General features: G+C 55.1%; 8 protein-coding genes and 1 tRNA gene. 8 read left to right on the forward strand and 1 reads right to left on the reverse strand.

What is annotated here, in order from left to right:
- The first annotated feature begins 1 nt into the window (after position 1).
- From B4A77_RS03220 to B4A77_RS03230, 3 genes are all read left to right on the forward strand, one after another.
- Positions 2 to 958: a PhoH family protein gene (locus tag B4A77_RS03220; protein WP_290738259.1), complete on the forward strand. Its 957-nt coding sequence runs from the start codon at positions 2 to 4 to the stop codon at positions 956 to 958.
- Positions 955 to 3,240 (forward strand): HD family phosphohydrolase, encoded by a 2,286-nt coding sequence (locus B4A77_RS03225; protein ID WP_173381465.1) that lies wholly within the window; start codon positions 955 to 957, stop codon positions 3,238 to 3,240. Before B4A77_RS03220 ends, B4A77_RS03225 begins: the two co-directional genes overlap by 4 nt.
- A 166-nt stretch (positions 3,241 to 3,406) precedes the next feature.
- A tRNA-Asp gene (locus B4A77_RS03230) sits at positions 3,407 to 3,482 on the forward strand.
- Positions 3,483 to 3,655: 173 nt separating this feature from the next.
- Here B4A77_RS03230 and B4A77_RS03235 read toward each other — a convergent pair.
- Positions 3,656 to 10,999 carry a tandem-95 repeat protein gene (locus B4A77_RS03235; protein WP_290738262.1) on the reverse strand — a complete coding sequence of 2,448 codons (7,344 nt, stop codon included), beginning with the start codon at positions 10,997 to 10,999 and terminating at the stop codon, positions 3,656 to 3,658.
- 433 nt (positions 11,000 to 11,432) lie between these two features.
- Here B4A77_RS03235 and B4A77_RS03240 point away from each other — a divergent pair, with 433 nt between their 5' ends.
- The 5 genes from B4A77_RS03240 (at position 11,433) to B4A77_RS03260 (ending at position 16,118) form a co-directional block, all read left to right on the forward strand.
- On the forward strand, positions 11,433 to 11,843 hold the full coding sequence (locus B4A77_RS03240; RefSeq protein WP_173365588.1) for a hypothetical protein: 411 nt from the start codon (positions 11,433 to 11,435) through the stop codon (positions 11,841 to 11,843).
- 6 nt (positions 11,844 to 11,849) lie between these two features.
- On the forward strand, positions 11,850 to 13,361 hold the full coding sequence (locus B4A77_RS03245) for a M23 family metallopeptidase (protein WP_290738265.1): 1,512 nt from the start codon (positions 11,850 to 11,852) through the stop codon (positions 13,359 to 13,361).
- 196 nt (positions 13,362 to 13,557) lie between these two features.
- Entirely contained in the window at positions 13,558 to 13,992 is a 435-nt protein-coding gene (locus B4A77_RS03250) for a hypothetical protein (RefSeq protein ID WP_173365586.1), read from the forward strand.
- A 94-nt stretch (positions 13,993 to 14,086) separates the two neighbouring features.
- A complete protein-coding gene (leuC, locus tag B4A77_RS03255) occupies positions 14,087 to 15,496 on the forward strand; it encodes a 3-isopropylmalate dehydratase large subunit (RefSeq protein ID WP_290738267.1) in 1,410 nt (469 codons plus the stop codon).
- A 19-nt stretch (positions 15,497 to 15,515) separates the two neighbouring features.
- Positions 15,516 to 16,118 (forward strand): 3-isopropylmalate dehydratase small subunit, encoded by a 603-nt coding sequence (locus B4A77_RS03260; protein ID WP_072978188.1) that lies wholly within the window; start codon positions 15,516 to 15,518, stop codon positions 16,116 to 16,118.
- The last annotated feature ends 237 nt before the right edge of the window (positions 16,119 to 16,355 follow it).

Here is a 16,355-nt window from a genome sequence, read left to right on the forward strand (position 1 = left end):
TTTGGAACATTATTCCATCTCAGATAACCTGAAACGCATGATTTCGGGTGAGAACGAAACGGTTTTCCGGTTGCTGGAGAGCCGTTTTTGTGTTGAGATACTCACGCGCATGCACGGTCTCACCATCCGCGAAAAGGAAGGGGCTGACACAGCAGGCCTCCTCGCCGTGCTCGACCAGCTCAAGATAGCGGCAAGGAACGGGAACCCGCTTTCGGCAAGCGACGTTTCGCGCCTTCTAGGTGCACCCTCGCCCGCCGTTCCCCCTCTTGGCGAATTCTCGCCCGCGCCCGTCCTCCGGAACAGGTTCGGGGTCCCGGTCGCCGCGAAAACGCGCGCGCAGGCCGAGCTGATACGCGCGGTCGGCGAGAACGACATCGTTTTCGCGAAGGGTCCGGCGGGCACCGGCAAGACCTTCCTCGCGGTCGCGCTTGCGGTTGCAAGCCTCGAAAACCACGAAGCCGAAAGGATATGCCTCGTGCGACCGGCCGTCGAAGCCGGAGAATCACTCGGTTTTTTGCCCGGCGACCTCAAGGAAAAGATCGCCCCCTACCTGCGCCCCATCCACGACAGCCTCGCCGAGCTGCTCCCGACCGAGAAACTCCGCCGCTACGAGGAAACCGGCGCCATCGAAGTCGCCCCCCTCGCCTACATGCGAGGCCGAACGCTCAAGCGGGCATTCATCATCCTCGACGAGGCCCAAAACACGACCACGGCCCAGATGAAGATGTTCCTCACGCGTATCGGCCCCAACAGCAAGGCCATCATCTGCGGGGACACATCCCAGGTCGACCTTCCCGCCGCCCAGGAATCGGGACTCGAGCACGCCATGAGGATCCTTTCCGGAATCCGCGGCATCGCACGAATCGAATTTGAAGCAACAGACGTCCTGCGCCACCACCTGGTAAAAGACATCCTGCTCGCCTACGAACAAAGAGATTCAAAGGAAAAGAGAAAATGAAGAAGAAGCAGAAGAGAATCCATCTCGCTATCGGTTGGTTGCTGATAACGGCACTTGCCATCCTCCTTTTTCCCGACAAGAACATCGCGCTACAAGCCGAACACCCGCACCTCGGGCAGCTGAGCACCCGCACCATCGTCGCAACGCTCAATTTTGACATTCCCAAGTCCCAACAGGAAATCGAGACCGAACGCCAGCGCGCCGAAGAAAAGGTGAATGCCATCTTCGGGTACAACACCGACGAGACAAACCGCATCAGCGAGGACCTCAAGCAATATCTGCACAAGCTCGCCCAGTACGGCTACCTCCAGTCACAAATCAGCGCTAGCGGAGCCAATAACGAAAGCAACGATTCCATACAAAAGAAGGTGCAACAGGCAAGCCGCATCTACGAAACGCTCAAGCAGAGAGTCTCCATTACCGCCATCCGTCCGCTGAGCCAGAACGCCAAGGCCCGCGACTCCCTGTTCGCCACATTCAACCGCATGCTCGAAAAGGGCGTATCGAACACGCTCATAGCGAAAACCGAAACCGAAGTCCAGCTTTTCAACAACAACTACAACCTCCAGAATACAAAGTATATCATCTACAACAAGCCGACCGTTTCGCTCATCAAGGATAGCGACGAAAGCACCGTCGAAATCAGCGAAATCCAGCCGCTGCAACGAAGCATCGAAGAAGCGTTCAACCAGCTACAGCGTGCCTTCCCTACCGAGCAAGCGCTCCAGAGCGCATTCTACGAAGTCCTGTACGTATTTACGCTTCCCAACGTGTTCTACCTCGAAAAGGAGACCCAGGCGCGCAAGCAAGAAGCGAGGAACAAGGTCACCCTCATCAAGGGCATGGTCCCGCGCGGCGTGGAAATCGTCTCGCAGGGCACCCCCGTCACCAAGGAAATCCTCGAAAAGCTCGAAGCGTTCCAGCAGGCCCAGCAGAAAGAAGAGAACGCGCGCACCCTCACGGCTCCCTATGGCCAGGCGCTCGTATTCTTCGTCATCATTTCCGTATTGTTCGCGTTTTTCGCATTCTCGTCCGCGACAAAATCCCTCAAGACGCCGAGACAGCTGTGGAGTCTCATGGTCATCCTGGCGCTTCAGCTCGTCGCCTACTGGATTGTACACAACTTCTCCGGCAGTCTCAGCAAGCTGGAAATGGTCGTCATTCCCGAAGGCATCGACTTCATGTGGGTATACCCCTTCGCAGTCGCCCCTGTCATCGCGATGGTCCTCTACGAGCAGCGCGTAGGGATTGCCTTCTCCGCATTCTCGGCCATGTTCTTCGGCATCCTCAACGGCTATGACCTCGCCGCAACGATTACCGTGTTCGGAGTCCTTTCCATCCTCACCCAGCCGCTCGCCCGCATCCGCTACCGTATCCAGTTCGTATGGTCCATCATTGCAGGAATCGTCGCACTCGCAGGCGCCATCTGCATCATGTTCCTGCTCAGGAACCGCATGGGCGGCATTCCCTTCTACCAGACGCTCATCGCAGGCAGCGTGAACATCATCATCTGTTCCGCCATCGCCTCCGTGCTGTTCATCCACCTTATCGAACGCATCTTCGGCATCACGACCGTACTCACGCTCATGGAGATGTCCGACTTCAACCGTCCGGCACTCAAGCGTATCTCGGAGCTCGCCCCAGGCACGTTCCACCACAGCATCCAGGTTTCGAACCTCGCCGAAAAAGTCGCAGACAGCATCGGTGCGAATTCGCTCCTGGTACGTGTCATGGCGCTCTACCACGATATCGGCAAAACCATGCGCCCCGAATACTTCACCGAGAACCAGAAACAGGGCGTGAACCCACACAATAACATCGAGCCCGACCAGTCCGCAAAAATTATTGTAAGCCACGTGGAACAGGGTGCGGTGCTGGCCAAGGACTACAAGATTCCCGACCTGGTCGCCGCAGGCATCACCGAGCACCACGGGACGACACTCATCCAGTACTTCTACCATAAGGCCGTCGAAGCCGCCAAGGAAGAGGGAAAGACCGTCGACGAGTCCGTTTTCCACTACAAGGGTCCCAAGCCCCAGAGCAAGGAAACGGCCATTCTCATGCTTGCCGACATCATCGAAGCAACAAGCCGCTCCATGACGGACCAGAACCCCGAAATTCTTGAATCGATGATCCATTCGACCATCCACGGCAGATTCGACGAAGGGCAGTTCAGCGAATGCGACCTCTCCATCAAGGAGCTCTTCAAGCTCGAGAAGGCGTTCATGCACAGCCTTGACGGCACATTCCACACCCGCGTCAAGTACCCCGGCCAGAAATAGCCCCGAGCATCCAAACGGACTGCCCAGGCATCCAGAAGAGTATCCCCGCAGCAGGCGGGGATTTTTTTTGAAAAAAAAAGAAGAAAAAGCGCCCTTTTCACTTGACAAGGTGCAATATCATTTATATATTTGGCTCGTTGACTGATTTATCGGTCAAAACCACTCTGGGGTGGTAGCTCAATTTTGGTTAGAGCACCGGCCTGTCACGCCGGAGGTTGCGAGTTCAAGCCTCGTCTATCCCGCGAAGAAGTCCTCTCGAAAGAGAGGACTTCTCGTTTATTGAGCGAAGTGAAACAACCGCCCCCAGCCTCCCAAAACTAAATTTCACCTCCCACGTCCTCATTCAAGGCAATCGCTAAACGCAGAAAAGCCCGCGCAGTGCGCGGGCTCTGAAACTTTGCATTACTGCCTAGGGCTATCTTTTCTTCTTTTTCTTCTTGCCCTTCTTGTCGGCCTTGGCGGGCTTTTCCTCTTCCTTCGGCTCTTCGGCCTTCGGAGCCGGCTTCGGAGCATTGCCACGCAGGTCCTTCATCTTGAAGGTGACATTGACTTCGGCAGTTTCGACCTTGGAGTAGACTCCACCCGGATCCTTCACCTTGAAAGTGAATTCATCGAGGCCGGAGAATCCGCGGTTCGGCGTGTAGGTGAAGCTACCGTCGCGTTCGTTCAAGTCGATTTTGCCGTTACGCGGACGCTGCACCAGCTGGGCAGACACGGGCTTTTCGCCATCGGCATCGGAGACGCCTGCGAAGAGGCCTTCGGAAGCAGGAACCTTGAGAGTCTCGCCTTCCTGGACCATGTAGGTCTGGCTCTTTGCCACTGGCGGGTCGTTGACGGCCGTCACCGTGAACGTAGCCGTCTTCGAAGCCTTCGCGCCATCCGGGTCAGACACCGTGAAGGTGATGCGTTCCGGCTTGCCGTTCCAGTTCTCATGCGGCTGGGCTACCGTAATCGTCCTCTTGTACTTGTCGTGTTTCACGTCGAGGAACTTGTTTCCGGTCCAGCTCCACTTGAGCTCTTCGTTCCTGTGGTCCTTGTCGCGAGCATACTGGTCAAGCTTGATGACAGCGATTACGCCGCCATGGTCATCTTCCTTGATGGTGTAGTCAGGAATGTCGCGCATCACGGGGACTGCATTCACATGCTTCACCACGAACTTCACGACAGTCTTGTCCATGCCACCGGCTGGATCCTGGGCCATGAACACAAGCGTTTCTTCGCCAAACCAATCCTGCTTCTTGGGCTTCACGACAGCCTCGCGGCCACCGGAAATCATCACATCGAGGAACTTGGCTCCCGTCACCTTCCACTTGATTTCGTGGGCCTTGTGATCGGGGTCGGATACATACTGGTCGAGTTTAATCGGCTTGAAGGACTTGCCTTCGAGCGTTTCCTGGCCCGGAATTTCCTTCACGACCGGCGGATCGTTAACCGGCTTCACCGTAAACTTAACATTGACGGAAGCCTTTTCGCCCGACGGATCAAATACGTTCACGGTCACGGTTTCGGTTCCGTTCCAGAACTTGTTCGGAGTTTCGCAGGTCAGCACGCCCTTGTCGCTAATGTTGAAGATGAGCTCATGCTTCACAGGAGCCTCTTCAGGTTCGGCATGCTTGTGCTTCTTGCCCTTCTTGGCAGGGGCATCCTTTGCACCCGGCTTGTCGTTGTCGAGCGTCCACTTGAGCTCATCGAGCTTGTTATCCGGATCGCTAACGACCTTGCTGAAGTCGAACGGCTGGAACTGCCTCTTTTCTTCGATGACGAACGGCTGCACCGGCTTGAGCGTCGGCGGGTCATTCACCGGGGTCACCTCGAAGGTCGCGTTCGAAGATGCCGTAGCACCGGAAGGATCCTTCACAGTGAACGTGATGGTTTCCTTGCCGAACCAGTTCGGATTCGGGGTCACAACCATCGCGCGGCTGCCCTTGATATCAACCTTCAACTGCTTGTTGCCAGAAACAGACCACTTGAGTTCAGACGGCTTGTTATCCGGGTCCTCGGCAGCCTTGGAGAGGTCGACAGGCTCAAAGCGTTCCTTTTCCTTGATCTTCTGACCGGCAATACGCTTAATGGTCGGCGGGTCGTTCACCGGAGTCACCTCGAAGGTAATCTGCACGGATGCCTTCGCGCCTTCCGGGTCAATCACATCGACCTTAACCTTCTCGGTACCGCTCCAGAACTTGTCCGGAGTCGTGACCACAAGTTCCTTCTTGCTGTTCACGGATGCCTTCAGCGAGCGGGTAGAACCCACCTCAAACTTGAGGGCGCCAAACGCATGGTCCGGGTCAGAAACATACTGCGAGAGTTCAATGGGCTTGAAGTGTTCCTTCTCCTGGATAGACTGGATAGGAATCGACTTGATGACCGGAGCGTCGTTCACGGATTCCACGAGGAAGTTCGCAGTCTTCGAGGCCTTAGCGCCTTCCGGGTCGGTGACCGTGAAGGTCACGTTGCGTTCACCATGCCAGTACTTGTCGGCAATCTTGATGTGGGCGATGTTCCTGTTGTCGATTTCTACCTGGAAGTCATCAGCCGGGGCGGGTGCCGGAGCGGCTTCTTCTTCCTTCTCTTCCTTGGCGCCCTTCTTGCCCTTCTTCGCATGCTTCTTCTTCTCCTGCTTCTTCGGGGCCGGAGCGGCACCACCAACCTTCGCGACCGTAGCGGTCCAAGTGAGCTGTTCGGGCTTGTGGTCCGGGTCACGCACGAACTTGTTCAGGTCGATATCCTTGAACTGGCCCTTCTCCTTGATTTTCTGGTCCGGAATGTCCTTCATCTCGGGAACATCGTTCACGGAGGTGATTTCAAAAGTCACCGTCTGCGACGTCTCTGCACCATCCGGGTCCTTCACGATAAGCACCATCGTCTCGGGTGCGCACCAGAAGTACTTATCCGGAGCAGAGACGGTAAGGATGCGGCTCGGGGAAATTTCAGCCTTGAGCTGCTTGTTGCCCGAAACCTTCCACACGAGTTCGTTCGGCTTGTTATCCGGGTCCTTCACGTATTCGTCGAGCTTGATCTGCTTGAACTGTTCCTTTTCCTTGATCTTCTGATCAGGAATCTTCTTCGCGAGCGTCGGCGGGTCGTTCACGCGGGTCACCTCGAAGGTCATCTTGTGGTTGGCAGATGCACCTTCCGGGTCGGTCACCGTGAAGGTGAGCATTTCGCGGCCGGACCACTGCGGATCGGGCACGGAAACGATTACCGTGTTATCCTTACGCATGTCGACCTTCAGCTGCTTGTTGCCGGAAACAGTCCACTTGAGCTTGGATGCGGCGTGGTCCGGGTCATGAGCAAGGTTAGAAAGGTCGATGGTCTTGAAGCGGCCACCCTCGCGGATGGTTTCGCCCTGCGGGGCCTTGTCCGAAATCTTCGGAGAGTCGTTTATGGAGCGCACCTCAAAGCGGGCGGTTTTCGAAACCTTCGCGCCTTCCGGGTCGGTCGCAGTGAACGTGATGTTTGCCGCACCGTTCCAGTACTTGTTCGGGATTTCGACGGTTGCCACCTGGTTTGCATCAATTTTGACCTTCAGGGTTTCACCTGCAGGAGCCTTTTCTTCTTCCTTGGCTCCCTTCTTGCCCTTCTTGGCGGGCTCGGCACCGGCAAGCTTCGCGGGCTTCACGTCAAAGCTCCACTTGATTTCAGAAGCCTTGTGGTCCGGATCCTTCACGAGGTCGCCAAGCTTGATCGTCTGGAACTGCTTCTTTTCGTCGATGGACTGGTCCTTGAGTTCGCGCACGAATTCAGGAGCGTCGTTCACGGATTCCACGGTGAAGGTAACGGTACGGCTGTCGGTTGCGCCTTCCGGGTCGGTCACAGTGAACTTGATCTTCTCGGAGCCGTGCCAGTTCGGGTTCGGCTGCGTGACAGTCACCTTGTGGCTGCCGTCCATCTGCACCTTGAGTTCCTTCGCACCTTCAATCTTCCACTTGAGCTTGTTCTTCGGGTGGTCGAGGTCTTCCACAAAGTTGTCAAGTTCGATAGGCTTGAACTGGCCCTTTTCCTTGATGCTCTGGTCGGCGATATCCTTCATTACCGGCACGTCGTTGATAGACTTCACGGTGAAGGTCACCATCGTCTTGGCAGTTGCGCCTTCCGGGTCCGTCACGGCGAACGTCACCTTCTCGGTACCGTTCCACATCTTGTTCGGGGTCTTGACGGTAGCCTTGCCATCCTTGCTGATATCAATCTTCAGTTCCTTGGTGCCGGTCACTTCAATCTTCAACTTCTCGAACGGATGGTCCGGGTCCTTGATGATGGAAGCGAGGTCAATCGGAGCGAATTCCTGCTTTTCTTCGATGGTCTGGTCGTCAATCTTGCCAATCGTCGGGGCATCGTTCACGGAGGTCACCGTAAAGAGGGCCGTGCAAGTTGCCTTGCCGCCTTCCGGGTCTTCCACCTTGAACGTAATCTCTTCGGCACCGTTCCAGTTCTTGTCCGGAATGACGATGCGCGCCATGCGGTTCTCGACCTTCACGGAGAGCTTCGGGGTGTAACCCTTCGGAGCACCCTTTGCGCCCTTCACGTCGAAGCTCCAGGTGAGTTGTTCGGGCTTGTGGTCCGGGTCGTTCACGATGTCTGCGAGGTTGATAATCGCAAACTCGCGCTTTTCGGGAATGGTCTGGTCCTTGATGGGCTTCGTGAACACCGGCAGGTCATTCACGGATTCCACGGTAAACTTCACGCTACGGCTGTCAGCAGCACCTTCCGGGTCGGTAACGGTGAACTTCACTGTTTCTTCGCCATGCCAGAACTTGTTCGGGGCGGTGACCGTCACCACGCGCTTGCTGTCCATCTGGACCTTCAGGTCCTTGTTGCCGGAGAACGTCCACTTGAGCTTGGAGTTGTCGTGGTCCTCGTCCTTCACGAAGTCGTCGAGGGCGATGGTCTTGAACTGTTCCTTCTCCTTGATCTTCTGGCTCGGGATATCCTTCATCACCGGCACGTCGTTGATGGACTTCACGGTGAACACGGCGTCGCTCTTGGCAGAAGCGCCTTCCGGGTCAGTCACGGTGAAGGTCACCTTCTCGGAGCCGTTCCACTTGGCATCCGGAGTCTTGATGGTCGCCGTTCCGTTCTTGTCGATATCAATCTTCAACTGCTTGTTGCCAGTGACCGTCCACTTGAGGTCCTTGAATTCGTGGTCGGCGTCGCTTGCAAGTTCAGCAAGGTTCACGGAATTGAACTGCTGCTTTTCTTCAATCATCTGGTCCGGAATCTTCTTGAGGGTCGGCACGTCGTTCACGGAGGTCACGGTGAACACGGCCTTCGAAGAAGCCTTCGCGCCTTCAGGGTCGGACACGGTGAACGTGATTTCTTCGGCACCGTTCCAATACTTGTCCGGAATGCTAATCTTGGCAACCATCTGGGCATCGACTTCAACCGTAAGACCGGCGTCTTTCTTCTTGGAGCCAGCGGCAGGCTTCACTTCGATATTCCAGGTAAGATCGGAATTCTTGTTATCGAGGTCGCGAACCATTTCGCCAAGCTTGATGGGCTGGAACTGTTCCTTTTCCTTGATGGTCTGCGGCTGCACCTGCTTCACGAATTCAGGAACGTCGTTCACAGATTCGACCGTGTATGTAGCAGAACGTTCGTCAGTAGCACCCTCCGGGTCGGTAACCTTGATGGTGAGCGTCTCGGAACCGTTCCACTGCGGAGAGGGCGGAGTCACCTTCATCACGCGGTTGGCATCGACGCTAACCTTGAGTTCGTGGTTACCGGTGATTGACCACTTGAGTTTTGCCTTTTCATGGTCAAGGTCCTCGACATACTTATCAAGTTCAACAGGCTTGAACTGGCCCTTTTCCTTGATAGTCTGTTCAGGAATATCCTTCATGACCGGAGTGTCGTTGATGGACTTTACCGAGAGTTTCATAGTGGTCTTCGCCACTCCCCCATCCGGGTCGGTCGCCGTGAACGTGAGCGTTTCGGAACCGTTCCAGAGTTCGCTCGGAGTCTTGAACGAGACCTCGCGGGTCTTCGCGTTGATGTTGACCTTGATATCCTTGTTGCCGGAAACTTCGACCTTCAGCTTCGAAATGTCGTGGTCCGGGTCGGAGAGGAACTCGTCAAGAACGATGGAGGAGAGTTCAGTCTTCTCTTCGACTTCCTGGTCCGGAATCTTCGTGAACACCGGCTTGTCGTTTATGGAAGTGACGGTGAGGGTAACGGCCTGCTTGATAGAAGCACCTTCCGGGTCGGTGCAGGTGAAGGTCGCGACGGCAGAGCCGTTCCAGTACTGGTCCGGAATTTCGATGGAGGCCACGCGGCTTTCGTCGATATTCACGTTGAGCGTGCCGGATTCCGGTTCCTTGCCCTGGTGCTTCACGTCGACATCCCAGGAAAGTTCGGAATTCTTGTGGTCGGCATCCTTCACGAATTCATCGAGCTTGATCTTTGCAAACTGCTTCTTCTCGTCAATCGTCTGGTTCGGAATCTGCTTGGCAAACTCGGGCTTGTCGTTCACGGAGTTCACCGTGAAGCTGGCCTCGGATTCGGCACAAGCGTTGGCCGGGTCGCAGACCTTGAACTTGAGCGTTTCGGAACCGTTCCAGAACTTGTTCGGAATACTAATGGTTGCAACACCGCCGGCGATCTTCACCTTCAGGTCCTTGTTGCCGGAGACTTCCCACTTGAGCTGTTCCATCTTGTGGTCGGGGTCCTTCACGAGCTGCGAAAGCTCAACCGGCTTGAATTCCTGCTTTTCCTCGATTGTCTGTTCAGGCACATCCTTCGTGAATTCCGGCGGGTCGTTGATGGACTTCACCGTGAAGGTGGCCTTCGTGCTAACAGCCGCACCAGCGGGGTCGGTCGCCGTGAAGGTCACTGTCTCGGAACCGTTCCAGAATTCGTTCGGGATCTTGATGTTCGCAGTACCGTACTTGTCGATATCGAACTTGAGGTCCTTGTTGCCCGCGATGGTCCACTTGATCTTCGACACGTCGTCATCGACATCGCTCACGAAATCGGTCAGGGAGATGGACTCGAACTCGTTCTTCTCTTCGATGGTCTGGTCAGGAATCTTCTGGAGTACCGGCGGGTCGTTGATGGGCTTCACTGTAAAAAGGGCCGTCTTCTTGTCGCTCGCATACTCGCCGTCAGTCGCCGTAAACGTAATCTTTGCAGCACCATACCAGTTGGTATCGGGGATAATGATGGTCGCCACGCGCTTCGGGTCGATTTCCACATTCAGGTCGCCGTCGGCTTGATCCTTACCTGCCGGTTGAATGTCGAATTCCCAAAGAATCTGGTCCTTCGGGTGGTCAGGGTCGGTCACGAAATCGTCGAGCTTAATCTTCGCGAACTGCTTGCCTTCGTCAATCGTCTGTTCGGGAATGTCCTTCATCACCGGCGGATTGTTCACGGACTCGACAGAGAAATTCACCGTCTCAGAACCAACCGCACCCTTCGTGTCTTTCGCCTCGAAGGTGATGTCTTCGGAACCGTTCCAATACTGGTCCGGCACCTGGAGGTTCGCGACTCGGTCGGCCGAGATTGTCACCTTGATACTCTTGTTGCCCGAAACGGACCACTTGATCTGCGCAGGCTTGTCCATGTCATCGGACACATAGCTGTCGAGCTTGATCGGAGCGAACTTGCCACCTTCGTTAATCGATTCGCCGGGAATCCCGTTCACAGACGGAGCGTTGTTTTCCACAGCCGGAGCGGAATCGGACGATTCCTGCGCTATAACAACAGAAGCCAAAATTCCAGCCGATGCCAGAAGGGCTGTTACAGGCCAATTCTTTCTATTCATCATTCAATATCTCCCTTTATACACTTACACAAGCAATCCATCGCTTTTGTCGCGAAACAAAAACAAAACACGCTTGCCATATCATGCGTGATATCGGCTCCAAATATAATGTATTTATTTTACAAAAATCGCGTTTTTTCGCAAAAAAAAGCATTTTGCTTTAACAAAAAAAACGAAAAAACGACATAACTCGTTGATACTCAACAAGTTAGCCCTCAAAAACGAGGTCTTCTTCCAACTTGGAATAGTGAGGTAAATCTTCATCCGGTCCTGCATCCTGTTTTTATTTAGTTCCCCATCCCGTTTTTACAAAAACTTTACATTTAATCGGGACAAAAAGTTCCGAAAATTAACTTTCCGAGTTGACGAAACAATGACAACACGAGTGCAAAAAATTATCTTTGCCTCAAACAACAAACAAAAGCTAGGACTAAATATGAAATTCGTATTCCTCTGCGACGCCAACTACCTCAAGGGCGACCTGGTAAACTTCGTGAACAACTTCCCCACCAACCACGAGCTGGTGACCATGACGAGCGATGACCTGCTGCAGTCCAAGTCCGTCATGGAAGGAACCTTCGCCATCCTCGCCGAACGCGCCACGTGGCAGAAGAACTTCAGCCTGTTCCGTTACTTCGGCCTGCTCCCGATGCTCGAAGTGCTCCCGCTCGGTGTCGTTTCCCGCGGCCGCCGCGGCGAACCGCTCAAGGGCAGAAGCCAGAACAGGAACCAGGAAATCTATTTCAACCCCTCCGCAAGCCCCGAAGAACTCTACATGCAGGTCGACAAGTTCGTTGCCGCCCCGCCTAGCGGATTCTCGTACCCGAGAGGCTCCGCAAAGGTCTAAGCCCCCATGCAGCGGGAGGTTCTCGACTACCTGTACGCTCAGGGCGAGTTGGTGCTTGCGATATTCCCCGGAAATCCGGCACCGCGCGAAGCCCTCGAAAAATATGCGCTGGCCCTGAACGCTGGCGCATCTTTTGTTCTGTTTGACTACAGCAGAAGCAACGACGGGAACACGGGTATCGCGCTTGCGGATCTCTACACGAGGGCCCTCACAAACGATGAACTCCAGACTTTGCAGGCAAAGGCCGCAAGTGGCCTTGTGTTCGGCGGCTTCAGCGCCCCTCCAAACTCGGAAGAAAGCTTCAGGCTGTTCTACCGCAACCTTCAGCAAATCAAGGCCATCACGCCGCACGTTGTCGGCCTGTTTTCTGGCAAGTCCACGGAAAACATTGACTCCAATCTGGTCCATATCGCAAAGCTGATTTTAATCGGGTGCGAAAATGCAGATGACGCGAGCGCGCTCGTCGAAGACAGCCCCGCATTGCAGAAAGGATGCATTCTTTGGCTCAACGACAAAGCCCCCGACAAGAAGCGCTTTCCCAGAACCTTCAAGGCCGTCCGGCGTGGATTTTCCAAGTATATGCCGGCAAAGCTTACCTTCGGCGAAAACCCGCAGGCCTTCGCCGAAAATACCGCCTGGATTCTCAAGGGAGAAATCCTCCGCAAGAATCCGATGGACGGCATCCCGAAGCTATTCTGCATCCTTTTCCCGCTGCTGCTCGTCGCGGCCATCCTGCTCCCCTTTATCTACCCCACCAATGTAGATGCAAGCCACTCCAACATGCGCGACCGCATTCCCGAAAGGAACAAGATTGCCATGGCACCATCGTTCGAATACACCTTCGACGGCAAGGAGAACCTGTGGCGCATCGCACGCTACGCCCTGGGCCGATTCAACGCAGTCATTTCCAACGAAAAGATGATTCGCGACTACCTGGACGAAACCATTCAGGAGAACGGCTACAAAGGCGGAGGATGGGAAAAGAATATCATGGGAGTCCCGCCGCAGGGAACCGTCATCAAGTTTACAAGGCCCACGGACCAGGCCAATTCCTCGGCAGATTCCATCGGCGCGGCATGGAAATACTGGACATCGATTTTCTCGGACAGCATCGCCTACATCACCGAATTCTATCACGAACGCGCAACCAGCCAGAACCGCAAGCACAACGGCATCGATGTTGCCGGACGCCAGGGCGCCCGCATCCTTGCCCCCTTCTCCGCAAAGGCCTTCACCAAAAGGGATGAACGGGGCGGAATCGTTATCGGTCTCGTCCGCGAAAAGGACGTGATGCTGTTCATGCACTGCGACCAGCTCCTTTACCTCGACGGGCAGGAAGTCATGCAGGGCGACCCCATCGCGACTGTAGGCATGACGGGCCACACCACGGGACCGCACGCGCATATCGTGACCGGGCTCGTAGACAAAAGGGGCGGAAGCCGCATCGGCAACATTTCGTACAAAGTAATAGACCCGATTACCTGGTACTACAAGTTCAAGCCAACCAGCAGCAGATAGCCCCCTGTGACAGCAATCACGCGAGCAAGCAACCGGACCCGTGACGAGCGTCACGGGCAATCTTTTATTTTTCTTTTTTGCCCGCCAAGTAAGTAAATAATTACAAATTCACCATCGCCAAGACGTCCGCATTTAAATAACTTTGTTTTCAGTTTAGGGATAGAAGGGAATTGGTAATCTTTAAGGAGATTTATAAATGAAGTTTGGATATGTGGCCTCCCTACTTTTTTCTGCAGCACTGTTGGCCGGCTGCTCTGGAATCAAAACACCTTCGGCGGATCTCGCCAGTCACGACTCGCGTCATGACATCCCCGCTATCGACCAGATGATTGTCGATATGAAGCAGGACTACATTCAGGCATGCTACCTGCCGGTCGCCAAGAGGGAACCGCCCGTCAATGCCTGCCAGACGGAACTCTTCCAGATGCTCGAACGCCGTTACCACCACGACTACACGCAGAGGCACGTGGACATGGCGAGCAACGACCTCTTCTTCAAGGACGTGAACACGAGGATTTCGGACCTCGTCCGCAAGGATCGCGAAGTCGGCAACGCCGCCCGCAGAGCCTTCAACAGCACTAGCGAGATGATGGCCTACTACCGCGAGGCCTACAAGTTCGAGACGAACTAGGTAAAAACCGGGGTCAATCGGGGTTGCGCAAGACAGCGCGGCCCCGTTTTTCTATATTTGGGCCGCATAAATCAAACTCAAAAGAGACAAAATCATGGGAAAATCACTCTATCAGAAGATTTTTGAAAGCCACACGGTAGCAAAGCTCCCGAGCGGCCAGTGCCAGCTCTTTATCGGGCTCCACCTCTGCCACGAAGTCACGAGCCCGCAGGCTTTTGCGCAGCTCCGCGAAGAAGGCCAGAAGGTGCTGTTCCCGGAACGCACTTTCGCCACGGTGGACCACATCATTCCGACCACGTTCCCGGAACGTAACCGCCCGCTTAAAGACGGCATTTCCGAAGAGATGTTCTCCCATATCGAAAACAACACCAAGTCTAACGGCATCAAGTTCTTTGGCCCCGCTACCGCCGAACAGGGCGTTATCCACATCGTGGGCCCCGAAGAAGGCGTGACCCAGCCGGGTATGACCGTTGCCTGCGGTGACTCTCACACGGCAACGCACGGTGCCTTCGGTGCTATCGCATTCGGTATCGGTACCAGCCAGGTGGCCGACGTTTTGGCCACCCAGACGCTCGCCATGAGCCCCTTGAAGACTCGCCGTATCAAGTTCACCGGCAAGCTCAAGCCGGGCGTCACCGCCAAGGACGTTGCCCTTGCTTACATCGCTAAGCTCGGTGTGAACGGTGGCGTTGGCTACGCTTACGAATTTGCAGGCCCCGTCATCGAAAACATGGGCATGGAAGGCCGTATGACCATCTGCAACATGGCTATCGAAGGTGGCGCCCGCGTCGGTTACTGCAACCCCGACGAAAAGACTTTCGAATACCTCAAGGGCCGTCCGTATGCCCCGAAGGCCGACAAGTGGGACGAAGCCGTTGCTTACTGGAAGTCTGTGGCTACCGACGCCGACGCCCAGTTTGACGACGAAGTCGAAATCAACTGCGACAACCTGGAACCCATGGTTACCTGGGGTATCACTCCGGCTCAGGCCATCCCGCTGAACGGCAACATGCCGAAGATTAGCGAATTCGAAGGCAGCGAAAAGAAGGTCATCTCCGAAGCCTACGAATACATGGGCTGGGAAGAAGGTTCCAAGATGATCGGCCGCCCGATCGACATCGCCTTCGTGGGTAGCTGCACCAACGGCCGCCTCAGCGACTTGCAGGCCGCCGCCGAAATCATCAAGGGCCACAAGGTCGCCCCGACCGTCAAGATGTGGGTCGTTCCGGGTTCCATGAAGATCAAGGTGGAAGCCGAACAGCTCGGTCTCGACAAGATCTTTAAGGAAGCCGGTGCCGAATGGCGCGAAGCAGGCTGCTCGCTCTGCCTCGCCATGAACCCGGACAAGCTGAAGGGTCGCCAGGTGAGCGCAAGCTCCAGCAACCGTAACTTCAAGGGCCGTCAGGGCAGCCCCTCGGGCCGCACCATCCTCATGAGCCCCGCCATGGTGGCCGCCGCCGCCATCGAAGGCTGTGTCACCGACGTCCGCAAGTACATCAAGTAACGCTAAGGAGATTTAAAAAATGAATTCTATCGACATTGTTAAAGGTTCCGGCGTTCCTGTACGCGGCAACGACATCGACACTGACCGTATCATCCCGGCTCGCTTCCTCAAGTGCGTCACATTCGAAGGCCTCGGCGACAACGCCTTTGCCGACGATATCGCAGGCCTCGCCGCTCAGGGCAAGGTCCACCCCTTCCGCGATCCGGCCTACAAGAACGGCTCCATCCTCGTCTCGAACCAGAACTTCGGTTGCGGTTCCAGCCGCGAACACGCCCCGCAGGCTCTCAAGCGCTGGGGCATCCGCGCCATCATCGCCGAAAGCTACTCCGAAATCTTCTTCGGTAACTGCGTGGCCATTGGCGTTCCTTGCTACAAGGTGAGCCACGAAGTGGCAGACAAGATTCTCGCTTGGATCGAAGCACACCCGAGCGAAGAACTCGTGACGAGCACCGAAAGCCGCACGCTCAAGATGGGCGACGAAACCATCGAGCTCACGCTCGCTGACGGCCCCCGCGGTCAGTTCCTCGACGGCTCCTGGCACGCACGTTCCGCCCTCATGGCCAACGCCGACAAGGTGCAGGAACTCGCCAGCAAGCTGCCGTATATGCAGTTCCTTAAGTAGACGAAAGAACGGCGCAGAGCGCCTGTAGACGAAAGACGATAGATTTTTCTCAAAGATCTTTCGTCTAAAGAAAAAAAGCGTCCAGTTTAAAAGCCTGGGCGTTTTTTTTATATTCTTTTTATAATTACCCATAATTCACAAGGCATTTTTGATGACTAGCGATATAAAAAAAAGATTTTTGTTTACAGTGGCCAGCATAATTGTCTTCATTGAAGGTAGTGTCAAGGGTTTTTCGCA

The organism is Fibrobacter sp. UBA3718, from assembly GCF_002371935.1.
Classification (GTDB): domain Bacteria; phylum Fibrobacterota; class Fibrobacteria; order Fibrobacterales; family Fibrobacteraceae; genus Fibrobacter.

What these genes read in the sequence shown, in the direction of transcription:
- B4A77_RS03225 (WP_173381465.1), top strand. Translation starts at nt 955, where the DNA reads ATGAAGAAGAAGCAGAAGAGAATCCATCTCGCTATCGGTTGGTTGCTG.
- B4A77_RS03260 (WP_072978188.1), top strand. Translation starts at nt 15,516, where the DNA reads ATGAATTCTATCGACATTGTTAAAGGTTCCGGCGTTCCTGTACGCGGC.
- leuC (WP_290738267.1), top strand. Translation starts at nt 14,087, where the DNA reads ATGGGAAAATCACTCTATCAGAAGATTTTTGAAAGCCACACGGTAGCA.
- B4A77_RS03240 (WP_173365588.1), top strand. Translation starts at nt 11,433, where the DNA reads ATGAAATTCGTATTCCTCTGCGACGCCAACTACCTCAAGGGCGACCTG.
- B4A77_RS03250 (WP_173365586.1), top strand. Translation starts at nt 13,558, where the DNA reads ATGAAGTTTGGATATGTGGCCTCCCTACTTTTTTCTGCAGCACTGTTG.
- B4A77_RS03245 (WP_290738265.1), top strand. Translation starts at nt 11,850, where the DNA reads ATGCAGCGGGAGGTTCTCGACTACCTGTACGCTCAGGGCGAGTTGGTG.
- B4A77_RS03235 (WP_290738262.1), bottom strand. Translation starts at nt 10,999, where the DNA reads ATGATGAATAGAAAGAATTGGCCTGTAACAGCCCTTCTGGCATCGGCT.